This window comes from Mycolicibacterium diernhoferi (genome assembly GCF_019456655.1).
In the GTDB taxonomy this organism is placed as follows: domain Bacteria; phylum Actinomycetota; class Actinomycetes; order Mycobacteriales; family Mycobacteriaceae; genus Mycobacterium; species Mycobacterium diernhoferi.
In genome coordinates this window covers 1,836,491-1,859,209 of the sequence record NZ_CP080332.1, presented here as the reverse complement: position 1 = coordinate 1,859,209, position 22,719 = coordinate 1,836,491, and the positions used below count along the sequence as shown (strand labels likewise).

General features: G+C 70.3%; 20 protein-coding genes. 19 read left to right on the top strand and 1 reads right to left on the bottom strand.

Annotated elements, in window-relative coordinates:
• The first annotated feature begins 131 nt into the window (after positions 1 to 131).
• The 3 genes from K0O62_RS08830 (at position 132) to K0O62_RS08820 (ending at position 2,800) form a co-directional block, all read left to right on the top strand.
• Entirely contained in the window at positions 132 to 617 is a 486-nt protein-coding gene (locus tag K0O62_RS08830; protein ID WP_073859174.1) for a DUF309 domain-containing protein, read from the top strand.
• A gap of 31 nt (positions 618 to 648) precedes the next feature.
• Positions 649 to 2,190: a PucR family transcriptional regulator gene (locus K0O62_RS08825; protein ID WP_073859173.1), complete on the top strand. Its 1,542-nt coding sequence runs from the start codon at positions 649 to 651 to the stop codon at positions 2,188 to 2,190.
• Between the two features lie 154 nt (positions 2,191 to 2,344).
• On the top strand, positions 2,345 to 2,800 hold the full coding sequence (locus K0O62_RS08820; RefSeq protein ID WP_073859172.1) for a GreA/GreB family elongation factor: 456 nt from the start codon (positions 2,345 to 2,347) through the stop codon (positions 2,798 to 2,800).
• A gap of 3 nt (positions 2,801 to 2,803) precedes the next feature.
• On the opposite strand, the gene K0O62_RS08815 is transcribed toward K0O62_RS08820, so the two are convergent.
• The gene (locus K0O62_RS08815; protein ID WP_079244694.1) at positions 2,804 to 3,454 is read right to left on the bottom strand and encodes a hypothetical protein; all 651 of its coding nucleotides are present in this window, start codon (positions 3,452 to 3,454) and stop codon (positions 2,804 to 2,806) included.
• A gap of 294 nt (positions 3,455 to 3,748) precedes the next feature.
• Between K0O62_RS08815 and K0O62_RS08810 the strand changes: the two genes are divergently transcribed.
• The 16 genes from K0O62_RS08810 (at position 3,749) to K0O62_RS08735 (ending at position 22,676) form a co-directional block, all read left to right on the top strand.
• Positions 3,749 to 4,612, top strand: coding sequence for an urea amidolyase associated protein UAAP1 (locus tag K0O62_RS08810; protein WP_073859171.1), 864 nt, complete (start codon positions 3,749 to 3,751; stop codon positions 4,610 to 4,612).
• The gene (locus tag K0O62_RS08805; protein ID WP_073859170.1) at positions 4,609 to 5,256 is read left to right on the top strand and encodes an urea amidolyase associated protein UAAP2; all 648 of its coding nucleotides are present in this window, start codon (positions 4,609 to 4,611) and stop codon (positions 5,254 to 5,256) included. Before K0O62_RS08810 ends, K0O62_RS08805 begins: the two co-directional genes overlap by 4 nt.
• On the top strand, positions 5,253 to 8,855 hold the full coding sequence (gene uca / locus K0O62_RS08800; protein WP_073859169.1) for an urea carboxylase: 3,603 nt from the start codon (positions 5,253 to 5,255) through the stop codon (positions 8,853 to 8,855). Before K0O62_RS08805 ends, uca begins: the two co-directional genes overlap by 4 nt.
• Positions 8,856 to 8,863: 8 nt before the next feature.
• A complete protein-coding gene (atzF, locus tag K0O62_RS08795) occupies positions 8,864 to 11,365 on the top strand; it encodes an allophanate hydrolase (protein ID WP_073859168.1) in 2,502 nt (833 codons plus the stop codon).
• A 2-nt stretch (positions 11,366 to 11,367) separates the two neighbouring features.
• A complete protein-coding gene (locus K0O62_RS08790) occupies positions 11,368 to 12,393 on the top strand; it encodes an isopenicillin N synthase family dioxygenase (protein WP_073859167.1) in 1,026 nt (341 codons plus the stop codon).
• A gap of 78 nt (positions 12,394 to 12,471) precedes the next feature.
• The gene (locus K0O62_RS08785; RefSeq protein WP_073859166.1) at positions 12,472 to 13,962 is read left to right on the top strand and encodes a sodium:solute symporter family transporter; all 1,491 of its coding nucleotides are present in this window, start codon (positions 12,472 to 12,474) and stop codon (positions 13,960 to 13,962) included.
• A 62-nt stretch (positions 13,963 to 14,024) separates the two neighbouring features.
• Positions 14,025 to 14,717, top strand: coding sequence for a TetR/AcrR family transcriptional regulator (locus K0O62_RS08780; RefSeq protein ID WP_073859232.1), 693 nt, complete (start codon positions 14,025 to 14,027; stop codon positions 14,715 to 14,717).
• A gap of 81 nt (positions 14,718 to 14,798) precedes the next feature.
• A complete protein-coding gene (locus K0O62_RS08775) occupies positions 14,799 to 15,203 on the top strand; it encodes a TOBE domain-containing protein (protein ID WP_073859165.1) in 405 nt (134 codons plus the stop codon).
• A complete protein-coding gene (gene modA, locus K0O62_RS08770; protein WP_372512866.1) occupies positions 15,200 to 15,943 on the top strand; it encodes a molybdate ABC transporter substrate-binding protein in 744 nt (247 codons plus the stop codon). The genes K0O62_RS08775 and modA overlap by 4 nt, the downstream gene beginning before the upstream one ends.
• Entirely contained in the window at positions 15,940 to 16,740 is an 801-nt protein-coding gene (locus K0O62_RS08765; RefSeq protein ID WP_073859164.1) for an ABC transporter permease, read from the top strand. The genes modA and K0O62_RS08765 overlap by 4 nt, the downstream gene beginning before the upstream one ends.
• A 23-nt stretch (positions 16,741 to 16,763) precedes the next feature.
• Positions 16,764 to 17,849, top strand: coding sequence for a sulfate/molybdate ABC transporter ATP-binding protein (locus K0O62_RS08760; protein ID WP_073859163.1), 1,086 nt, complete (start codon positions 16,764 to 16,766; stop codon positions 17,847 to 17,849).
• A gap of 56 nt (positions 17,850 to 17,905) precedes the next feature.
• Positions 17,906 to 19,834 carry a potassium transporter Kup gene (locus K0O62_RS08755; RefSeq protein ID WP_073859162.1) on the top strand — a complete coding sequence of 643 codons (1,929 nt, stop codon included), beginning with the start codon at positions 17,906 to 17,908 and terminating at the stop codon, positions 19,832 to 19,834.
• Positions 19,835 to 19,928: 94 nt separating this feature from the next.
• Entirely contained in the window at positions 19,929 to 20,168 is a 240-nt protein-coding gene (mbp1, locus tag K0O62_RS08750) for a microaggregate-binding protein 1 (RefSeq protein WP_073859230.1), read from the top strand.
• Positions 20,169 to 20,374: 206 nt separating this feature from the next.
• Positions 20,375 to 21,133: an SDR family oxidoreductase gene (locus tag K0O62_RS08745; protein ID WP_073859229.1), complete on the top strand. Its 759-nt coding sequence runs from the start codon at positions 20,375 to 20,377 to the stop codon at positions 21,131 to 21,133.
• A 27-nt stretch (positions 21,134 to 21,160) separates the two neighbouring features.
• Positions 21,161 to 22,345: a metallophosphoesterase gene (locus K0O62_RS08740; protein ID WP_073859161.1), complete on the top strand. Its 1,185-nt coding sequence runs from the start codon at positions 21,161 to 21,163 to the stop codon at positions 22,343 to 22,345.
• Between the two features lie 181 nt (positions 22,346 to 22,526).
• A complete protein-coding gene (locus K0O62_RS08735) occupies positions 22,527 to 22,676 on the top strand; it encodes a hypothetical protein (protein WP_097933566.1) in 150 nt (49 codons plus the stop codon).
• The last annotated feature ends 43 nt before the right edge of the window (positions 22,677 to 22,719 follow it).

Sequence of the window (22,719 nt, the reverse complement as noted above, 5' to 3'; positions counted from 1 at the left end):
CGCAATTCCGCGACCTGTTGCGAAGTGTGTCGCGCCCGGCACCGGTCGCTGAGGAACGCCTCAGCAACGGTGGCGGATGCCCGGTCCGTGGTTGCCGCCCCCGGTCGCGGCGGCTCTGCGAGGCTGTACGGATGGGCACCGAATCCGGACGCGACCGCGACGAATCGGGACGGCCCCGCAATACCCGGCCTCGTGATGCTCTGGGCAGGCCGCTGCCCTACGGCGCCCCCGGCGTGCCGCGCATACCCGACGACCTGCATTTGGCACCGGCGGACAGCCTCGCCTACGCCCAGGATCTGCTCGACCGTGGCCAATCGTTCAACGCGCACGAAGTCCTGGAGTCGGCCTGGAAGAACGGGCCTGATTCCGAGCGCCTACTGTGGCAGGGCCTGGCCCAGCTGGCCGTCGGTATAACCCATGTGCGGCGCGGGAATCTCGCCGGTGCGGCAGCGCTGCTGCGGCGGGCGTCGTCGCGACTCGCCTCGGTGGTCCCGGCCCCGTACGGCATCGACACGGCCGGGCTGATCGCACAGGCCGATGCGCTTGCCGACGACCTGGAAGCGGGACGCGAGCCCAGCCCGGACCGGCTCCGGATATCACTGACCGGTACTGGTTAATCTGAGCATTCGGCACGAATAGGAGCGGCTCATGGTCACCCTGGACCGCCTGGTGAATGTGCTGGGCAGCTATGGCGTACGACTGTGCACGGCGGAGGTTTCCCGCGCCGCGGTACTGCGCAGCGTGGTGCTGCACGAACCGGCCGCCCAGCTACCCGACGGTCGTCCCGTCATCGGTGATGTGCTGTTGGCCATGGGCGCGGGCACGGTGCCCGAGGCCCTGCAATGGGCGCGGTCCAGTCAGTCGATCGCGGTGCTGGTGCGCGACGAGGACGCGACCGTCGGCCCGGAAACCGCCGACGACATCGCGGTGCTGGCGGTCGACCCGGCGGTGTCCTGGAGCGAGCTGGCCGGGGTGGTCTACGGCCTGGTGCTGGAGGGGCGCGAGACCGCCGCCGGCCGGGGTCCCACCGATCTGTTCGCCCTGGCCGACAGCATCGCCGACTCGATCGGCGCCGCGGTCATCATCGAGGACGGCCAGTCCCGGCTGCTCGGGTACTCGCGGCTGCAGGCACACGCCGATCCGGCCCGGGCCGCGACCATCCTGCACCGCCAGGTCCCCGAGGACATCCGCGAGTCCCTGCGCGCCCGTGGGGTTTTCACCCATCTCGCACATTCCGACGAGCCACTGTTCATCGAGGCCGATCCCGATCACGGGCTGACCGGGCGCACCGTGATGGCGGTGCGGGCCGGCCGCGAACTGTTGGGCTCGGTGTGGGTGACCAGCCCCGAGCCGCTGGACGACACCCGGCGCCGGGTGCTGAGCGACGGCGCGCGCACGGTGGCCATGCACGTGCTGCGGTCGCGGGCGAGCGCCGATCTGGAACGGCATGTGGAATCCGACCTGGTGACCCGGCTGCTGGACGGATCGGCCGATGCGGCGACCACCGCCAGCAGGCTCGGCCTGCGCCAGACCGGGCTGCGGGTGATCGCCGTGCACGCCAGCATCGCCGACCAGCCGCATGCCGCGCTGCTGCTGGCCTTCGAATACGCCACCTCCGGGTTCGGCTGGTCCCGGCCCGGGCGCAGCAGCCTGGCAGGCAACACCCTCTACACGGTGTTGCCCGGCGAGGAAGCCGACGCGGCCCGGCAGTGGATCGAGTGGATGCGGGTGGCGCTGCCCGCCGAGACCACGATCCACGCCGGGATCAGCGCGCCCGCCGAGATCGCCGAACTGGCCTCGGCCCGGCAGGAGGCCGACGAGTGCCTGGCCCTGCACGAGAGCCCGCTGACCCCGGACAGCGTCCCGGCGTACGACGAGTCCTGGCACGACATCCTGTTGCATCGGCTGCGCACCGCGGCCCGGTCCACCCGGGTTCCGGCCCGCGGGCCGGTGACCGAACTGCGCCGCCACGACGCATCGCATTCCACCCAGTACGTCGCGACGCTGCGGGCCTGGCTGACCGCCCAGGGCGATCTGACCCGGGCCGGGGAGCTGCTGGGGGTGCATGAGAACACGGTGCGCTACCGGCTGCGCAAGATGGCCGAGGTCACCGTGCTCGACCTCGACGATCCGTACAAGCGACTGGCGATGACCATCGAACTCGCCGCGATCCCGGACGAGTCGCCGTAACCAAAGTGTCGGATTCCGACAAAAACCGGGCTGCTGGTTGTCCCATCGGTACCAACCGCTGGTGCGCGATCCGGGCCACCATCGTGGAGACGGATCGATCGACCCCCGCCACCGCGTTCGGGTCGATCGATTTTTGCGACCCTAAGGAGTTCTCATGCGCCCGAATCATCAGGTGTGGATCAGCCGGCAGGCCCGGGACCGGATGGAAGCCGAACTGCACGAGCTGCTGGCGGTGAGCGCTGAGGACGACAACACCGACTGGGATCAGCATCAGGCCCGCAAGGCACGGATCTGGCAGATCCAAGACCTGTTGATGAACGCCTCGGTCGGCGAGGCGCCGCCGGACGACGGGGTCGCCGAGCCCGGCATGATCCTCACGGTGCGTTTCGAGGGCAGCGGCGAAACCGAGACCTTCCTGCTGGGGACGCCGATCGCCGAACTCGGTGACCTCGAGGTGTGCTCGGCGCAATCGCCGCTGGGCAGTGCGATCTCGGGCGCACGTCCCGGCGAACAGCGCAGCTACCAGGTACCCAGCGGTGCAGAGGTGACGGTGACGCTGCTGGACGCGGCCCCCTACGGAGTCCGCGAGGTCGATCCCGCGGCCGGCTGAGCGCTACTCCGGAACACACATTCCTTGTAGTTTGCCGTTCTGCTCGTCGGCGTCCTTGAGACGTTCCTGGTGGGCGGGGTCGTCGTTCGGGATCTGCGCGATGGCGGCGGCCCCGACATCCATCAGCGCGTTGCCGAAGGCCCGCGCGGCCTCCGCGAGCGCGGGTTCGGTGGCCGGGTCCACCCGGTCGAGCATGTACTGCCCGCCGCCCAGCAGCGCCAGCCGCGCGTTGGTCGCGATCGCCACCGCGCCGACGGCGTCACCGTCCTCGGCCTGCAGCCCGCTGCTGTTGGCGACCCCGGAGCTGACGACCAGGAACGCGTCGCACACCTTGGCCTTCGCCTCCTCGCGCTGGGCGTCGGTGAAGGTCGGCTCGGCGGCCGCTGCCGTCGGCGCGGTCGGGGCGTCGAAGGGGGTCATCGGGTTACGCCACATATAGGCGGACGCGCCGAGTGTGGCGATCGCCAGCAGCATGGCGCTGACGGCGATCACCACCGGGCTGCGTCCCGAGCCCTCCCGCGGCTGGGCATCGGCGCCGGTCTCGTCCTCGACCTCATCGGCACGCGCTGCGGGCCTGCCGTTCAGTTCTACGGCATCGTCCTGGCGGGCCTCGTCCTCCCGAGCGGAGTCCTCGGGCTTCGTTTCGTCGGGCACGCCGGCAATCCTAGCAACGACATGCCTGCGGGCGGCCGTTCCGCGGCGCCGACCGTGCGCTGTTTGCCCAGCTCTGCGCCACCTCGCCGGCCCCGGGGCCGGCGGGGCGCCAGCCGCGTTCGCGAGGCCCCAGCCCATACCTGTCACTCGACAGAAACATTCGCCGCACGTTGTTAACAGCATCCGAATCATCGGTTACCTGACGGCAACCACCGGCGCCCACTCGCCGCGAAAACTATCACTCGACAGAAAGCCCGCCGATCCGGCGGGCTCCGCGCGACGCGAGAGTGATCAGTGAGCAGCACCGACACAGCCTCAGAAACCGCCACCACGGCGGGCGCCCGAGCCCACGCCCGCGCCCAGCACGGGCGCAGCGCCGAGTTCATGCGCCACATCCCGCCGTCATCCTCGCCCACCGCCCCGGCGGGAATCCCCGCCGAGCGGCTGGTGTGGTCCGAAACCGTTGCCCCGGGCGGATATTCGAGTGCAGTGCTGGCCCGTGGCACCCGGCTGCGGTTCACCGACACCACCGGTGACGCATGTGCGCACCTGCTGTTGCACCGCGCCGACGCGCCGCATGAGCGGCTCAACGTCGCCGACACCGTGAAGGTGCCCTGGCAGGCCTACCTGGGCAGCGGGCACCCACTGCTCAGCGGATTCGGCCGGGCGCTGGCCACCATCGTGGCGGACACCTCGGCACACCACGACGCGCTGACCGGAACCTCCACCCGCGCAGGCAATCTGGAGCGCTACGGCGCCGCCGGCCCGGAGTCGACGGCACCCGCCGGACGTGAACTGTTCACCCTGGCCGGCCTCAAGCACGGCCTGGACCGCCGCGATCTGCCGCCGTCGGTGTCGTTCTTCCAGGGTGTGCGGGTACAGCCCGACGGCACGTTCCGCTGGCTCGGCTCGGCCGGACCGGACACCACGGTGGACCTGCTGCTGCACGTCGACGCCATCGTGCTGGTGGCCAACACCGCCCACCCGCTGGATCCGCGGCCGGAGTACACCAGCGCCCCGCTGCTGATCCACGCCTGGCCGGCCCGCGCCGAGCTGGACCGGCTCACCTCCGGAGAGCTGTTGGGGCCGTTGGGCCCTGAGCATCTGCAGGCCATCGCCAACACCGACGCCGACCTCACCGCCAGGGGGACCCTGTGACCACCACCATCGCACCGCTGATCCCGGGGACCGTCGTCCTCGACGAGCACGTCGCGGCGCGGGCCGCCTGGTCGGCCGTCGTGACCGCCGGTGACGTGCTGACCATCGTCGACCTGGCCGGCAACCAGGCCGTCGACTGCCTGTTGTACTCGGCCGCCGACACCGGGGTGCGCTACTCGGCATCCGAGACGATCCGCTGCCAGGGCCGCATCACGCTGACCACCGGATCGGTGCTGCGCGCGGACACCGGCGACGCGCTGATGACCGTGGTCGCCGACGAGGTGGGTGTGCACGACACCCTAGGCGGGGCCTGCTCGAAGGAATCCAACACCCTGCGCTACGGGCAGCACACCCGCGCCCAGCACGGCTGCCTGGAGAACTTCCTGCTCGAAGGGTCCCGGCACGGCCTGGGCGCCCGCGACATGGCCAGCAACATCAACTGGTTCATGAATGTGCCCGTCGATCCCGACGGGGCGCTGGGCATCGTGGACGGATTGTCGGCTCCCGGCAAGCGGGTCGCGCTGCGCGCCGAGATCGACACCCTGGTGCTGGTCTCGAACTGCCCGCAGATCAACAACCCCTGCAACGCATTCGACCCGACGCCGGTGCAGATGATCGTGACCCGGCCCGAGGTGGTGGCGTGAACACCGTCCTGATCGCCAACCGCGGGGAGATCGCGGTGCGCCTGGTCCGCGCCGCCCAAGGACTCGGCATGCGCACCGTCGCGGTGTTCTCCGACGCCGACCGCGGCGCCCCGCACGTCACACTGGCCGACGAGGCCGTGCGCGTCGGGCCCGCCGCACCCCGGGAAAGCTACCTGCGCGTGGACGCCATCCTGGCCGCGGCCGCCTCGACCGGAGCGACCATCCTGCACCCCGGGTACGGATTCCTCTCCGAGGACGCCGATTTCGCCGACGCGGTGCAGGCCGCCGGGATCGCCTTCGCCGGCCCGACCCCGGCACAGCTGCGCGAGTTCGGCACCAAGCACACCGCGCGCGCCGCGGCCCGCGCGGCCGGTGTCCCGATCTTCCCCGGCTCCGATCTGCTCGAGGACCCGGACGCCGCGGTGGCCGCCGCCGACGCCATCGGTTACCCGGTCATGCTCAAGGCGACCGGTGGCGGCGGTGGCATCGGCATGCAGGTGTGCCGCGACGCCGACGAGCTTCGCTCGGCCTATCAGCGGGTGGTGTCCCAGGCCGAACGCAGCTTCGGCTCCACGGGCGTGTTCGTCGAGCGCTACGTCGAGAACGCCCGCCACGTCGAGGTGCAGATCTTCGGCGACGGCGCCGGACGCGTGCTGTCCCTGGGTGATCGGGACTGCTCGCTGCAACGGCGCCACCAGAAGGTCATCGAGGAGGCGCCCGCCCCCGCCCTGCCCGACGCGGTCCGCGAGCAGCTGCACGCCACCTCGCGCGCGCTGGCCGCCTCGGTGGGCTACCGCTCGGCGGGCACCGTCGAATTCGTCTACGACGCCGCCCGCCGGGAGGCCTCGTTCCTGGAGGTCAACGCCCGCCTGCAGGTCGAACACCCGGTCACCGAGGCCGTCACCGGCGTCGACCTGGCCGCCTGGATGATGCGGCTGGCCATCGGCGACACCGCCATGTTCGACGAATACCCTTGCGCCACCGTCCCGTTGACCGGGCACGCGGTCGAGGCCCGCATCTACGCCGAGGACCCGATGCGGGACTACCGGCCCAGCATCGGCACCATCACCGCGGTCAGCTTCCCGGAGCACGTCCGGGTGGACGGCTGGGTGCAGGACGGCACCGAGGTCACCGCCTCGTATGACCCGCTGTTGGCCAAGGTCATCACGCACGCCGACGACCGGGACACCGCCCTGGACCGCCTCGGCGCGGCGCTGGCCGGCACCGAGCTGCACGGCATCGAGGTCAACGTCGGAATGCTGCGTGCCGCACTCGAACACGATGCCGTCCGGGCGGCGCAGCACAGCACCGCAACGCTGACCGAGGTCACCGACCCGCGGCCGCGCATCACCGTCGACCGGCCGGGCCTGCTGACCACCGTCCAGGATGTGCCCGGCCGGGTGGGGCTCTGGCAGGTCGGCGTGCCGCCGAGCGGGCCGATGGACGACCTGTCCTTCCGGCTCGGCAATCAGGCCCTGGGCAACCCCGAGCACGCGGCCGGACTGGAATGCACCGCATCGGGTCCCGTGCTGCGGTTCAGCCATCCCGCCACGGTGTGCGTCACCGGCGCCGAATGTCTGGTGACCGTCGACGGTCTACCCGCCCCGATGTGGGAGCCGGTGCGGATCCCCGCCGGCGGGGTGCTCGACGTCGGCACCGCCGAGACGATGGGCCTGCGCACCTATGTGCTGCTGGCCGGCGGCCTGGACGTGCCCGACTACCTGGGCAGTGCGTCCACCTTCACCCTGGGCCGGTTCGGCGGACACGGCGGCCGTGCGCTGCAGATCGGAGATGTGTTGCGCACCAAGCCCGTCGATGAGACGGCGGAGTCGGGCGCGATCGCACCGGAACTGCGTCCGGCGTTGCGCACCGAATGGGAACTCGGTGTCACCGAGGGGCCGCACGGCGCCCCGGAGTTCTTCACCCGCGAGGACATCGACACCCTGTACAGCTCCGCCTACCGGGTGCACTTCAACTCCGCCCGCACCGGGGTCCGCCTGGAGGGCCCGAAACCGCAGTGGGCCCGGCCCGACGGCGGCGAGGCCGGACTGCACCCCTCCAACATCCACGACAACGCGTACTCGGTCGGCGCACTGGACTTCACCGGGGACACCCCGATCCTGCTGGGACCCGACGGACCGAGCCTCGGCGGGTTCGTCTGCCCGGTCACCGTGGTGTCGGCGCAGCGCTGGAAGTTGGGTCAGCTGCGCCCGGGTGACACCGTGCGGTTCGTCCCGGTCCGCGCCGCCGAGGCCGGGTCCCGCACCGACCTGGGCCCCGGCCGGGCCGCCGCGGCGCCCGGTCTCGTCCGCGCCGGCGGGGACGGGGACGACGGCGTGCTGCGCCGCCGCGCCGGGACCGACGGAGCACCGGCGGTCACCTACCGGCGCAGCGGCGATGACAACGTGCTCATCGAATACGGGGATATCGTCCTGGATCTCGCGCTGCGCGCCCGGGTCCACGCGCTGCACACCCGGCTCGACACCGGGATCAGGGGAATCCTGGATCTGACCCCCGGTATCCGGTCGCTGCAGGTGCACGTCGACCCGGATGTGCTGCCGGTCCCCCGGCTGCTGGAACTGCTGTCCGAGATCGAGGACGACCTGCCGGCCTCCTCGGAGCTGGTGGTCCCGAGCCGCCGGGTCCGGCTCCCGCTGAGCTGGGATGACCCGGCCACCCGGGAGGCCATCGCCCGCTACACCTCCGGGGTACGCGATGACGCGCCGTGGTGCCCGTCGAACATCGAATTCATCCGGCGCATCAACGGTTTGGGCGGCCAGGCCGACGTCTATGACACGGTGTTCGCCGCGGAGTACCTGACCCTGGGGCTCGGCGACGTGTATCTGGGCGCCCCGGTCGCGACCCCGCTGGACCCCCGCCACCGGCTGGTCACCACCAAGTACAACCCGGCGCGTACCTGGACCGCGGAGAACTCGGTGGGCATCGGCGGCGCCTATCTGTGCATCTACGGCATGGAGGGCCCCGGCGGCTACCAGTTCGTCGGCCGCACCACCCAGGTGTGGAGCCGCTACCGGCACACCGCGCCGTTCGAGTCCGGCAGCCCCTGGCTGCTGCGGTTCTTCGACCGGATCTCCTGGTATCCGGTGTCGGCGGAGGAACTGCTGGACCTGCGCGCGGACATGGCCGCCGGGCGGGGTTCGGTGGACATCAGCGAGGGCACCTTCTCCCTGGCCGAGCATGACCGGTTCCTGGCCGAGAACGCCGAGGACATCGCCGCCTTCCGCGCCCAGCAGGCCGCGGCCTTCTCCGCCGAACGCGACGCCTGGGAGCGGGCCGGGGAATTCGACCGCGCCGAACGGGCCGCGAGCAATGCCACCGTCACCAGCTCCGAGATCGTGCTCGGCGACGGCGATCACCGCGTCGACGCACCGTTCTCCTCGAGTGTGTGGAAGGTCGACGTGGCCGTCGGTGATCCGGTGGTGTCCGGCCAGCCGCTGCTGGCGCTGGAGGCGATGAAGATGGAGACCGTTTTGCGCGCACCGTCCGACGGTGTGGTCACCCAGGTCCTGGTCTCGGCCGGGCATCTGGTCGATCCGGGTACCCCGCTGGTCGTCGTCGGCACCGGGGCATCCGCATGAGCCCCGCCATGACCGCGGTCGAGCGGGTCCGTGCCGCCTACGCCGCCATCGACGCGGTGGATCGCCCGGAGATCTGGATCACGTTGCGGCCCTTGACCGATGCTCTGACCGACGCCGAGGCGGTCGACCGGCTGGATCCGGCCCCGCCGCTGGCCGGGCTGGTCGCGGCGGTGAAGAACAACATCGACATCGCCGGTATCGCCACCACCGCCGCCTGCCCCAGTTACCCCGGCGGTCCGGCGGTCACCGACGCAGGCGTGGTCACGCGGCTGCGGGCGGCCGGCGCGGTGATCATCGGGGCGACCAACCTGGATCAGTTCGCGACCGGTCTGGTCGGCGCCCGCAGCCCCTACGGTGCGGTGCGCGACGCGCGGCGCCCGGACCGGATCTCGGGCGGTTCCAGTTCGGGCTCGGCCGTCGCGGTCGCCCTGGGCCTGGTGGACATCGCGTTGGGCACCGACACCGCCGGGTCGGGCCGGGTGCCCGCCGCGCTGCAGGGCATCGTCGGGATCAAACCGACCGTCGGCGTGGTGCCCACCGACGGGGTGGTGCCGGCCTGCCGGTCCTATGACGTCGTGACGGTGTTCGCCCGCGACCTCGACACCGCCGACACCGCGATGGGTGTGCTGGCCGGGGGCGCACGGCCGTTCCCGCCGGACGCACCGCTGGCCGCACCGCCCCGGCCCCGGGTCGCGGTGCCACGCGCACTGCCCGGGTTGTCCGCGGAGTGGGAGCGGTTGTTCCGGGCCGCCGCGGATCGGTTGGCGGACACCGGTGCCGAGATCGTCGAGATCGACCTGAACCCGTTCCTGGAGGCGGCCCGGCTGCTCTACGACGGCGGGCTGGTCGCCGAACGCCATGAGGCGGTCGGGGAATTCGTCGACGCGCATCTCGGCGAGCCGGAACTCGATCCGACCGTGGCGGGCATCGTCTCCGCGGCCGGTTCGGTGCCGGCCACCCGGCTGCTGGCCGACCGGGTCCGGCTGGCCGAGCTGACCGCCGTCGCCATGGCCGAACTCGGTGACCGCGACGCGCTGCTGATCCCGACCACCACCGGCCATCCCACCATCGCCGAGGTGAACGCCGACCCGGTCGCCGCCAACTCCCGGATGGGCGTCTACACCAACTTCTGCAATCTGATGGACCTCTGCGCGGTCGCGGTACCGTCCGGAATCGATGCGCAGGGCACCCAGTTCGGGGTCACCGTGGTGGCCCGGGCCGGCGCGGATGCGCTGGCGCTGGATCTGGCCCGGCTCGTCACGCTGCCCACCGACGGCGTCGCTCAGGCCGGCGCGGTGTCAACCCCGGCGCCGGATGCACCCTGGCCGGCGCGGGCCGGCCTGGACACCACCACGCTGCTGGTCGTGGGTGCGCACCTGCGCGGTCAGCCGTTGGCCTGGCAGCTCGATGACCGCGGGGCACGCTGGATCGGACCGGTGCACACAGCACCGCAGTACCGGCTGGCGCGGCTGGACACCGAGCCGCCCAAACCCGGCCTGGTCAGGGTCGCGCCCGGTGGTGGCGGCGCCGCGATCTACGGCGAGGTGTGGCTGATCGGCACCGCGATGCTCGGCGACTTCCTGGCCGCGCTGCCCGCCCCGATGTCGCTGGGCCGGGCCACCCTGGCCGACGGCACCGAGGTGGTCGGGTTCGGATGCACCGCAGAGGCATTCGAGTCCGGTAAGGACATCACCCATCACGGCGACTGGCGCGGCTACCTGCGCCGTATCGGTACCGGGACCGCCGCGACCCGAGCCGACCTCAGCGGTCGGCGTTGGAGCCGGCGCGCGCTGGTCGTACCCGGCACCACCGTGGACACCGGTACCGAGGTCGACTGGTTGCAGGCAGGTGAGCTCTACCTCGACCTGCGGACACCGGCCGACATGCCGGTGATCGGTGCCGACGGGCCCGACGAACTCACCCGCGAGGATCTGCTCGCGCTGTGCGGGCAACAGGCCTTCGCCGGCCGACTCGAGGAGCGTGACGGGGAATGGACCTGGTGGCGGGAGGTGGACCTGCATCCGGCCGATCCGCTGCCCGACCGCGGACTGCTGCACTTCGCCGACGGCATCCTGGTCGAAACCGGCATCGGCCGTGACTATTTCGAGGACTGGATCGCCACCGACGCGGCACCGGACGGGCTGGAACTGGCGCTGGCCGGTGCCGACGGACGGCCGGGCATGCTGCTGCGCGTCGGAGACCAGTTCGGTTATCTGCGCGGACGCAGCGCCGATGTGACACCGGCGCCGGGCATGTCACTGCGCGAGGCGGTCGCGGTCGCCGATCTGGCCACCGCGCGCGCCCTGCTCGATCTGGAGATCTCGCTGGGCACCGTGACCGACGGCCGATGGGTGATCACCCGGTCCACGCTGCCGTTCCGGATCGGCGACGATCTGGCACCCGAGTTCGGTGACGGCGAGATCACCGTCGCCGACCACGGCGGTGCCCCTCGGCGCCGATGGAGCATCGCGCGCGACCATTCCGAAACCCAACTGGCACTACAGGACTGATCATGACCACCGACTTCACCTCCATCCCGGTACTGGACATCTCCGCACTGCGCGATGAATCCGGACCCGGCTACCGCGATGCGGTGGCCGCGCTCGGCGCGGCCGCCCGCGACATCGGCTTCGCCCAGATCGTCGGACACGGTGTGGACCCGGCGCTGTTCGACGGTCTGCTGGAGCGCACCACGGCCTTCTTCGCGCTGCCCGAGGCGGAGAAGCAGAAGGTGTACATCGGTAACTCCACCAACCACCGCGGCTACGTACCACCGGGTGAGGAGGTGTTCTCGGCGGGCACCGTGGACACCAAGGAGGCCTTCGACCTGTCCTTCGAACTGCCCGCCGGCGATCCCCGCCACCTGGCCGGGCACCCGCTGCTGGGGCCCAATCAGTGGCCGGAGCTGGACGGGTTCCGGGAGGCCGTGACCGCCTGGTACGACGCGGTATTCGCGCTGTCGCGGGTGCTGCTGCGGGCCTTCGCGGTGGCGCTCGGGGAACCCGCCGACCGTTTCGACCGGCACGTCAGCGCGCCACCGTCGCAGCTGCGGCTGATCCACTACCCGTTCGACCCGGCCGCCGCCGACCGCCCCGGCATCGGCGCGCACACCGATTACGAATGCTTCACCCTGCTGCGCCCCACCGCGCCGGGACTGGAGGTGCTCAACGCCGCCGGGGACTGGGTCGACGTCCCGCTGATCGACGGGGCGTTCGTGCTCAATATCGGTGATCTGCTGGAGATCTGGACCAACGGTGAGTTCGTCGCGACCAGCCACCGGGTCCGCAAGGTCGCGCAGGAACGCTACTCCTTTCCGCTGTTCGTCAACGTCGATGCCGACACCGTCGTCGCGCCACTGGACGCGTTCCGCGGCAGCGGCGCGACGAAACCGACGGTGGTCGCCGGTGAGCACCTGTTCGCCCAGACCGCCCAGAGTTTCCGCTATCTCCAGGACCGGGTCGCGCGGGGGGAGGTGACGATGCCCGAAGGCGCACAGCCTTTGGACAGCTTCGGGCGAGACGCATTGCTGCACCGCTAGTTCTGCTTTCGCTCTGCAATCCTCCGGCAACGGCGCCGGGGCAACCGAACGCCCCTACTCCCCCTATGGAGTCCCGCCATGATCATCACCGGCGTAGCCATCTTCCTGCTCATCCTCACCATCAGCGGTGTGGTCTCCGCGCGCCGGGTGCGCGGAGACTGTTCGAACTACCTGGTCGCCGGGCGCGCACTGCCCGCCGTCCTGGTCACCGCGGTCCTGATCGCCCAGCCCGTCGACTCGAACGCCACCATCGGAAATGCCGACCTGTCAGCCGCTTTCGGCTTCTGGGCCGGTGCCGCCCTGCCGATCGGATTGGCCCTGTGCCTGCTGCTGATGGGCTTGTTCTTCGCCAAGCGGATGCGCGCCGCCGATGTGGTGACGCTGCCGGAGTACTTCCGCAACCGGTTCGGCCGGTCCACCGAGGTCGCGTCCTCGGTGCTGACCATCGCCAGCTTCATCATTCTGCTGGCCGGCAACCTGGTCGCCGTCGGCTTCCTGCTGGAGCGTTTCCTCGGCGTCTCCTACTGGTTCGGCATCCTGCTCACCGTCCCACTCGCGCTGCTCTACACCATTACCGGTGGCATGTTCGCCTCCGTCTACACCGGGGTCACCTGTGTGGTCGTCAACATCATCGGGGTTGTGTCGCTGGTGATCTGGGTGGCCGGCACGCACGGCTTCAGCGCCCCCGAGGGCATGGGCGCCGGCGACCTGAGCCAGCTGACCTCCAGCGAATCCGGTGCGGTCATCAACTGGGCCACCATCATCGCGCTCGGCCTGGGCAACCTCGTCGCCATCGACCTGATGCAGCGGGTGTTCTCCGCGCGTACCCCCGGCGGCGCGCAGAAGGCGTGCTTCTCCGCGGCGGCGGGCATCCTGCTGCTGTGCCTCCCGCTGTCGTTCGTGGCACTGGCGGCGGTCAGCATCGTCGGTGACGCCGCGGCCGACGGGCCGATCCTCTACACCCTGCTGGGCCAGTACGCGCCGGCCTGGCTGGCGATCATCGTCATCTCCGGTCTGCTGGCGGCGACCCTGACCACCATCAGCGGCATCCTGCTGTCGACCGCGGCGGTGCTGATCCGCAATGTACTGCAGATCGACGCGGCCGCGGTGATCATGACCCCGCGGGTGCTCACCGCCACCCGGTGGGCGACCGTGCCGATGGCGGTGCTGGCCGCGGTGGTCGCGCTGCGGGTGCCGCAGACCGGCATCCTGCTGACCCTGGCCTTCGACCTGCTGCTGGCCAGCCTGGTGGTCCCATTCGTCCTCGGGCTGTACTGGTCCCGCGGTGGGGCCGCCGCGGCCTGGGCGGCGATCCTGATCGGCATCGGGGTGCGGATGACGTTCTTCGTGCTCACCCCGACCATCTACGGGGTGGACAACACGCTGTTCTACATCCCCAACGAGTGGGTCGGCCCGGGGGCCGACGGCTGGACCACGCTGCTGGCCGGCGCCGTGTCCCTGGCCGCCTACCTGGTGGTCGCCGCGTTCACCGAGAAGCGGGCCGCGCCCGTCGAGGTGGAACCCGACGCACAGCCCGCCCCGGCCGTACTCACGACGGCGCAGCCCTGAGCCGCACCGACAGCAGCGTGGTCGCGCACGTGTCGGCCCTGCCCGCCTGGGAGGATCGACACGTGCGCACCCCCTCGTCCGGACGGCCCCGCCTCCAGCGGCGTAAACGGCCGGGTGCCACTGCCCGCGACGAGGTACTCGACGCCGCCGCGGAACTGTTCACCACACTGGGCGTCGCGGCCACCTCGACGCGGCAGATCGCCGAGGCCGTCGGCATCCGGCAGGCCTCGCTGTACCACCACTTCCGCACCAAGAACGACATCCTGGCCACGCTGCTCAGTGGCACGGTGGAGTCGTCCCTGCAGGCCGCCCAGCAGTTGGGCGGCCGGCCCGAACCCCCGGTGGTGCTGTTACATGCGCTGAGCTACCTGGACTGCAGGCTGCTCTGGGACAGTCCGTGGAACCTGGGCATCCTGTATCTGCTGCCCGAGGTGCGCGATCCGCACTTCGATGACTTCCACCGGCAGCGCACCGAACTGCGCAAGGCCTATCAAGATCTGAGCCACCGGGTGATCGCCGGGCTCAGCCCGACGGGACCGGACACGCTCGATGTCGGGATCGACGAGGACGCCGTCTTCCGACTGGTCGAGTCGCTGCCCAACCTGCGGGCGGACGGTCTGGGCGCACCCGATCAACCGGCGCGCACCGCCGACCTGGCGATACATCTGCTGGGTTGGCGGGGTGACTGGGCGGCGCTGCGTACCGCGTCGATGGCCGTGGCGGCCGAGATGGCGCGCGACCGGGCCGCCGGGTAACGGTTCCCCTGCGTCCGCATCGTCGGCGCTATAGTCCCTTGCATCCGCATTTGCGGATCCAGGGCGGCTAGGGAGGCGCAGATGCCTGAGATACGGATCAAGGATGCGGCCGCCCTGCTGGGCGTCAGTGATGACACCGTGCGCCGCTGGATCGACGGCGGCGCGCTGGCGTCCCACAAGGACGAGGCCGGCCGCAAGGTGATCGCCGGTGAGGTGCTCGCCGAGTTCGCCCGCGAGCAGGCCAACCCGCCGGCGGACCCGCTGGGTGTCGGCAGTTCGGCCCGCAACCGCCTCGTCGGGCTGGTCACCCAGGTGACCTCGGATCAGGTGATGAGCGAGGTCCAGATGCAGTGCGGTCCGTTCACGGTGGTCTCCCTGATGAGCACGGCCTCGGTACGCCAGCTCGGCCTGGAGCCCGGTTCGCTGGCCGTCGCCGTGGTCAAGGCCACCAACGTCATCGTGGAGACCCCGGCGGGGACATCGTGAAAGCGATCCTCGGGCTGCTGGGTGTCGCGCTGCTGGTGGCCGGCTGCTCCCCGCCGGCCGCCCCGGGCAGCGGGCTCACGGTGTTCGCGGCGGCCTCGCTGAAGAAGACGTTCACCGAACTCGGAGCCCGCTTCGAAAAGGACCATCCCGGCACGAAGGTCACGTTCAACTTCGCCGGCTCGTCGGATCTGGTCGCCCAACTGACCCAGGGCGCCCCCGCGGACGTGTTCGCCGCCGCCGATACCGGCAACATGGCCAAGGCGGTGGACGCGGACATCGTCGCCGGCCCGCCCGTCGATTTCGCCACCAATACGCTGACCATCGTCACCACGCCCGGAAACCCCAAGGGCATCACCTCTTTCGCCGACCTGGCCGCACCCGGCACCCAGCTGGTGGTGTGCGCCCCACAGGTCCCGTGCGGGGCGGCCGCCGCGAAGATCGAGAAGGCCACGGGTGTCGAACTGTCCCCGGTGAGTGAGGAATCCGCGGTCACCGATGTGCTCGGCAAGATCATCACCGGACAAGCCGATGCGGGGCTGGTGTACGTCACCGACGCCGCGGCCGCCCGGGACCAGGTGGCGGCCATCGCATTCCCGGAGGCCGGCGACGCCGTGAACACCTACCCGATCACCGTGCTGAAGGACGCAGCCGACCCGACGGCGGCCCAGCAGTTCGTCGACCTGGTCAGGAGTGCCGACGGTCGCGAGATCCTTTCCGCGGCGGGCTTTGCCGCGCCGTGAGCAACTCCCCACACAGCGTGCCGGGGTTGCCGGCCTGGATCTATCTTCCGGCGGCGGTCGGCGCACTCTTCGTGCTGGTGCCGCTGATCGCCCTGCTGGGCAGGGTCGACTGGCCCAACTTCATCCCCCTCATCAGCTCCGAATCTTCGCGCGCGGCCCTGATATTGAGTGTGCAGACCGCCGCGACCAGCACGCTGGTCTGCGTGGCACTCGGGGTGCCGATGGCGCTGGTGCTGGCCCGCGCCCGGTTCCCCGGACTGCGCGTGCTGCGGGCGCTGGTCCTGCTGCCCCTGGTCCTGCCGCCGGTGGTGGGCGGCATCGCGCTGCTCTACACCTTCGGCCGCCAGGGCCTGCTCGGCCACCACCTGGAGTTGTGGGGCATCCGGATCGCGTTCTCCACCACCGCGGTGGTGCTCGCGCAGTCCTTCGTGTCGCTGCCGTTCCTGGTGGTCAGCCTGGAGGGCGCGCTGCGGACGGCGGGCACGGGCTACGACCGCATCGCGGCCACCCTCGGCGCCCGGCCGAGCACCGTGCTGCGCACCGTGACGCTGCCGCTGGTGCTGCCCGGGCTGATCTCCGGGGCGGTACTGGCGTTCGCCCGCTCCCTCGGTGAGTTCGGGGCGACGCTGACCTTCGCCGGGTCCCTGCAGGGGGTCACCAGGACGCTGCCGCTGGAGATCTACCTGCAACGCGAAACCGATGCCGACTCCGCGGTCGCGCTCTCACTGCTGCTGATCGTGGTGGCCGCGGGCATCGTGATCGCCTCGGCCGGAAGACGTTTGGCGGGTCCCCTGTGAGCGGAGCGAACGATCCGGCTCAAGTGAGTGGTGTCGCTGTGCAGGCCCGGCTGGAGCAGCGCGGTGTCGAGCTGGAGGTGACGCTCGCCCACGGTGAGGTGCTCGCCGTGCTCGGGCCGAACGGGGCCGGCAAGTCGACGTTGCTGCAGTTGATCGCCGGCCTGCTGCGGCCCGACGCCGGACGCATCGCCGTGGATGACACCGTGCTCACCGACACCGCCACCGGCACCTTCCTGCCCACCCACGCCCGGGGCGTGGCGATGCTCTCGCAACAGGCGATGCTGTTCCCGCACCTGAGCGTGCTGGCCAATGTCGGCTACGCACCACGGTGCCGGGGAATGCCGCGGCGGGCCGCCAACGCGTCGGCGCGGCACTGGCTCGACGCGGTCGACGCCGGCGACCTGGCCGATCGCAAACCCGCCCAGCTCTCCGGCGGGCAGGCGCAGCGGGTCGCCCTGGCCCGGGCGCTGGCCGCCGAACCGCGTCTGCTGCTGCTCGACGAGCCACTGGCCGCCCTCGATGTCACCGCCGCCCCGGCGATGCGCCGCCTGATGCGCGACGTCCTGCGCACTGCCGGCCGCACCGCGATCGTCGTCACCCACGATCTGCTCGACGCGCTGACCGTCGCCGACCAGGTGGTCGTCATCGACCGCGGCCGGGTGGTGGAGAGCGGGCCGGTGCGCGAGGTGCTCAGCACTCCGCGCAGCGACTTCGCCGCCCGGATCGCCGGTGTCAACCTGGTGCCGGGTGTGCTCGGCGCCCAGGGCACGCTTCGGACGGCTTGGGGCACAGAGATTTCCGGTATCTCGACCGTGGCACCCGGCGACGGGGCGGTGGCGCTGTTCCGGCCCGCCGCGGTCGCAGTGCATCTGACGCCCCCGCACGCGAGCCCGCGCAATGTCCTCGCCGTGCAGATCGCCGAGGTGGACATGCACGGCAGCACCGTCCGGGTACGCGGCACCGAGCAGCCCGACGGGTCGGCCGGTCTGGCCGCCGACATCACCGCGGCGGCACTGGCCGATCTCGACCTGCAGATCGGCCAGACCGTGTTCTTCGTGGTGAAGACCCAGGAGGTGGCTCTGCACCCGGCGCTGGACACCCACGGGTAGCAACCGATCACCGCGAAACCGCCGGCGATCAGCGGCGGCACCCCATGATTGGGGGCATGCTCGAAGACAAACCGGTCCAGGCACCGCACACCGTTCGGCCGCTGCGCCTGGCGATCATCGTCGGCGCCCTGGGCGTGGTGTTCGGCGATATCGGCACCAGCCCGATCTACACGCTGCAGACCGTCTTCAACCCCGCCGATCCGCACCCGGTGCCGCTGACCGAGGCCAACCTGTACGGCGTCGTGTCGCTGATCTTCTGGTCGGTCATGGTGATCGTCACCCTCACCTACGTCGTGCTGGTGATGCGCGCGGACAACCACGGCGAGGGTGGCATCATGGCGCTGATCACCCTGCTGCGGCGCGGGGCCGCCACCCGCGGCCACCGCACGTCCATCATGCTGGGCTTCCTCGGGCTCTTCGGCGCGGCACTGTTCTTCGGCGATTCCATGATCACCCCGGCGATCTCGGTGCTGTCGGCCGTCGAAGGACTCAAGACCCTGGAGCCGGATCTCGCGGACTGGGTGGTGCCCATCACCGCGGTGATCATCGTGGCGCTGTTCTGTGTGCAACGGCAGGGCACCGCCGTCGTCGGCCGGTTCTTCGGGCCGGTGATGATTCTGTGGTTCCTCGCGATCGGGGCGTGCGGGGTCGGCGGGATCGCCTCCAACCCGGGCATTCTCGCCGCGCTGTCCCCCACGCACGCGATCTCGTTCATGGCCGGGCACTTTCATATCGCGTTCTTCGCGCTGGCCGCGATCGTGCTGGCGGTCACCGGCGCCGAGGCGCTCTACGCCGATATGGGCCATTTCGGCCGACGTGCCATCGTGGTCGGCTGGCTGGGTCTGGTGCTGCCGGCCTGCACGCTGAGCTATTTCGGGCAGGGCGCGCTGCTCCTGCTCGACGAGAACACCCACACCGCCCCGTTTTTCCTGCTGGCCCCCCAGTGGGCTCGATTGCCGTTGGTGCTGCTGGCGACGGCGGCCACCGTGATCGCGTCCCAGGCGGTGATCACCGGGGCCTTCTCGGTGGTGTCCCAGGCCGTCCAACTGGGTTACCTGCCGCGGCTGCGGATCACGCATACCTCCGCCCGCGCGATCGGCCAGATCTATGTGCCGTGGATCAACTGGGTGCTGATGGTGGCGGTGTTGACGCTGGTCTTCGCATTCGAGACCTCCGCGGCCCTGGCGTACGCATTCGGCATGGCCGTCAGCGGCACCATCACCATCACCACCCTGTTGTTCCTGTATTACGCACGCCAGCAATGGAAGTGGCCGCTGTGGTTGCTGCTCTCCGGAGGCGGGCTGCTGTTGACGGTCGACCTGATGTTCCTCGCCGCCAACCTGACCAAGCTGGTACACGGCGCCTGGCTGCCGCTGGTGATCGCCATCTTCATGTTCACCGTGATGACCACCTGGCAGCGCGGCCGGCATCTGGTGACCGATGCCCGGCGCGAGATCGAGGGCCCGCTGCGGCCGTTCATCGCCGAGCTGGCCACCCGGCGGCCGGCGCTGACCCGGGTGCCCGGGACCGCGATCTTCCTCAACCGCCACGATGACACCACCCCACTGGCCATGCGCGCCAACGTCGAGCACAACCATGTGCTGCACGAGCACGTGATCATCGTGTCGGTGGAAACACTGCCGGTGCCGCGCCTTTCCGATGAGGAGCGCATCGCCGTGGATGCGCTGGGCTACCGCGATGACGGCATCGTGCACGTGCTCGTCCACGCCGGCTACATGGAACGGCCCGACGTCCCCGCGGCCCTGCACATGCTGCCCGCCGAAATCACCGAGGGCGGTATCGATCTGGACCGGGCGTCGTTCTTCCTGTCCCACCTGGAACTGGTGCCCGGGGACAACACCGACATGGTGGGGTGGCGGAAAAGGCTCTTCGTCGCGACATCGTTGCTCACCGCCGACGCCGCCGGGTACTTCAACCTGCCGCAGGACCGGACCATCCTGGTGGGCTCCCGGATGGAGGTCTGAACACCGATGGTGATCTATGTCACTCCGGAGACTGGTCGACTGATCTTGTGGGTAATCCCCTGCCAGCGATCAACATCGACCGAGAGGAACCATGATGGCTGACACTGGACCCGAGAATGCCGTGAGCGGTGTGGTCGAAGACGTCAAGGGCAAGGTCAAGGAAGTGGCGGGGATCGTCACCGACAACGACTCCCTGAAGGAAGAGGGCAAGGCCCAGCAGGACAAGGCCGACGCCCAGCGTGATGTGGCGAAGAAGGAAGCCGAGGCCGAGGCCGCCCGAGCGGCAGCAGGTGCCGCCGAGGCCCGCCAGGAGACGGCCGAGAACGCCAAGTAGTCCCGACACCTCATCTGTGGGTCTCGCCCTTGCGGCGGGACCCACAGTTGAGTGCGAAACCCATTCGTCGAGCGCGATTCACCCGCAGCACACGAATCCCAGATCTTTACGGAGCGGGAAGCTCCATCCCCACGGAACGGCCCCGGTGTGTCCTCCCGGGGCCGTTCCGATATTTCATCCGCGATTGCTCCCGCAGCGCCGTGGGTATGAAACGGCCCATTGCCACCGACTCATCCGATCCCGCACCGCACGGCACCATCCCCTACCCGGGGCACACCGACGAGATGGACCCTCAGCCCCGCGATGAGATGGCCGACTACGTCGGCCGTGACCTGTTGGCCGGGAAACGTGCGCTGATCACCGGCGGTGACTCCGGCATCGGCCGGGCGGTGGCGGCGGCCTTCGCCAAGGAGGGCGCCGACGTGGCGATCGCCTACCTCGACGAGACCGACGACGCCGAGCACACCGTCGGCCTGATCGAGGCCGAGGGACGCCGAGGTGTCGCGCTGCCCGGCGACCTGGCAGATCCGGCACATTGCCGACAGGTGGTCACCGACACCGTCGCGGCGTTGGGCGGCCTCGACATCCTGGTGAACAACGTGGCCTACCAGTCCCCCGTCGAGGACACCGCCTCCATCAACGGATTACGCGGCAACAAGACATTGATCGACTACTCGGCGACCAAGGGCGCCGTCATCGCATTGACGTACTCGCTGTCCCAGGCCCTGCGCGATCGCGGTATCCGCGTCAATTGTGTTGCACCCGGTCCTGTTTGGACGCCGCTGATCCCCGCGACGATGGATGCGGAGAAGACCGCGAGCTTCGGGGAACAGGCCCCGATGGGCCGTGCGGCCCAACCCGACGAGATCGCCCCCTCCTACGTGTTCTTCGCCGCCGGCCGGCTGTCCTCCTACTACAGCGGCGAGGTGCTGGCGCCGATCGGCGGGGAAACGCTGCCCGGCTGACCGCTCGACCGTCGGTACCGTCGAGGGATGACCGACAACCCGGCCGAGATCGTCGAAGAAGCTGCGCATCCGCCCCGCGGTGGCCGGTGGCGCCGCACCGTCGTCGTGACCGCCGTGCTGGCCCTGTTGTTCGGCGTGCCGTGGTGGACGCTGCTGATCGCCGGCGCGGCTTGGCCGACCGCTGTGGTGGTCGGGGGCACCGCGCTGTTCGTCGCGGCGCTGATCGCCCTGCCGACGCTGCTGTTCACCGGGCACGGGCGCCATCGTGATCTGCCCGCGGCCGTGGGTGACGCGCTGCTCGGCGTGATGTGGGTGCTCTTCGTCTGGTCGGTGCTGGGCAATGTGGCGCACCTGGTGCTGCTGGCCGCCGGCGTCGAGGACCCGGTGCGGTCCCGCGTGATCGCCGCGGCGGTGCTCGTGGTCTCGGCCGCGCTGCTGGTCTGGGGCTACGTCGAGGCGATGCGGGTGCCGCGGGTGCGGCCGATCGAGGTGCAGATCCCCCGGCTGGGCCGCGGGCTGGATGGTCTACGGGTCGCGATGATCACCGATACCCACTACGGACCGCTGGACCGCGCGCAGTGGTCGGCGGACATGGTGGCCCGGGTCAACGACCTCGATGCCGACGTGGTCTGCCACGTGGGTGACATCGCCGACGGAACGGTCCAGCGGCGCCGCAATCAGGCGAGCCCGCTGGCGTCGGTGCGGGCGAGCGCGGCGCGGGTCTACGTGACGGGCAACCACGAATATTTCAACGAGGCGCAGGGCTGGCTGGACTACATGGAGAGCATCGGCTGGTCGGCGCTGCACAACCGGCACCTGGTGATCGAGCGGGGCGGGGACCGGTTGGTCATCGCCGGTGTCGACGACGCGACCGCACAGGGTTCCGGAGTGCACGGGCACGGCGAGGATCTGGCCACCGCATTGGCGGGCGCCGACCCGGCGCTGCCGGTGCTGCTGCTCGCCCATCAGCCCAAGCAGATTCCGCAGGCGGTGGCCGCGGGGGTGGATCTGCAGATCTCCGGGCACACCCACGGCGGGCAGATCTGGCCGTTCAACGTGCTGGTCCGCCTCGATCAGCCTGCGGTGCAAGGGCTGAGCCGCCACGGTGCGCGCACCCAGCTGTACACCAGCCGCGGAACGGGGTTCTGGGGACCGCCTTTTCGGGTGTTCGCCCCCAGTGAGATCACACTGCTGACGCTGCGCTCGGTGTGACGCGGCGCACTCCATACGCCGCGAATGGGCTTCTGTTGTATCCAAACTCACACCGATTAAGTTGCTTTACCCAGAATTAACACGGAGCATTGGGTGTTGATCAAGTCGGGTGACCCCCGCTTGACGACCAGTGAGACCAACCAAATGCCCTGTGATCCAGGGCACTCAAGGAGTGAGAAGAATGTCTTTCGCGCAGTTTCGCGACAACATGAAGCGCGCCAACAATCGGCGTCGCCTCTACGCGCGGATCAACGCCATGCCCGACTCGACGGTTCGTGAAGAACTGATCGCGGTGGCTCAGCGCTACGAGTTCCAGGACTCCGCTCGCTGATTTTGATCTCGACGATCGCGCAGACCAGAGCCGGTGGCCCCAA

What these genes read in the sequence shown, in the direction of transcription:
- K0O62_RS08820 (WP_073859172.1), top strand. Translation starts at nt 2,345, where the DNA reads ATGCGCCCGAATCATCAGGTGTGGATCAGCCGGCAGGCCCGGGACCGG.
- K0O62_RS08755 (WP_073859162.1), top strand. Translation starts at nt 17,906, where the DNA reads ATGCTCGAAGACAAACCGGTCCAGGCACCGCACACCGTTCGGCCGCTG.
- mbp1 (WP_073859230.1), top strand. Translation starts at nt 19,929, where the DNA reads ATGGCTGACACTGGACCCGAGAATGCCGTGAGCGGTGTGGTCGAAGAC.
- K0O62_RS08830 (WP_073859174.1), top strand. Translation starts at nt 132, where the DNA reads ATGGGCACCGAATCCGGACGCGACCGCGACGAATCGGGACGGCCCCGC.
- K0O62_RS08775 (WP_073859165.1), top strand. Translation starts at nt 14,799, where the DNA reads ATGCCTGAGATACGGATCAAGGATGCGGCCGCCCTGCTGGGCGTCAGT.
- K0O62_RS08735 (WP_097933566.1), top strand. Translation starts at nt 22,527, where the DNA reads ATGTCTTTCGCGCAGTTTCGCGACAACATGAAGCGCGCCAACAATCGG.
- K0O62_RS08790 (WP_073859167.1), top strand. Translation starts at nt 11,368, where the DNA reads ATGACCACCGACTTCACCTCCATCCCGGTACTGGACATCTCCGCACTG.
- K0O62_RS08740 (WP_073859161.1), top strand. Translation starts at nt 21,161, where the DNA reads ATGACCGACAACCCGGCCGAGATCGTCGAAGAAGCTGCGCATCCGCCC.
- K0O62_RS08825 (WP_073859173.1), top strand. Translation starts at nt 649, where the DNA reads ATGGTCACCCTGGACCGCCTGGTGAATGTGCTGGGCAGCTATGGCGTA.
- atzF (WP_073859168.1), top strand. Translation starts at nt 8,864, where the DNA reads ATGACCGCGGTCGAGCGGGTCCGTGCCGCCTACGCCGCCATCGACGCG.
- K0O62_RS08745 (WP_073859229.1), top strand. Translation starts at nt 20,375, where the DNA reads ATGAAACGGCCCATTGCCACCGACTCATCCGATCCCGCACCGCACGGC.
- K0O62_RS08785 (WP_073859166.1), top strand. Translation starts at nt 12,472, where the DNA reads ATGATCATCACCGGCGTAGCCATCTTCCTGCTCATCCTCACCATCAGC.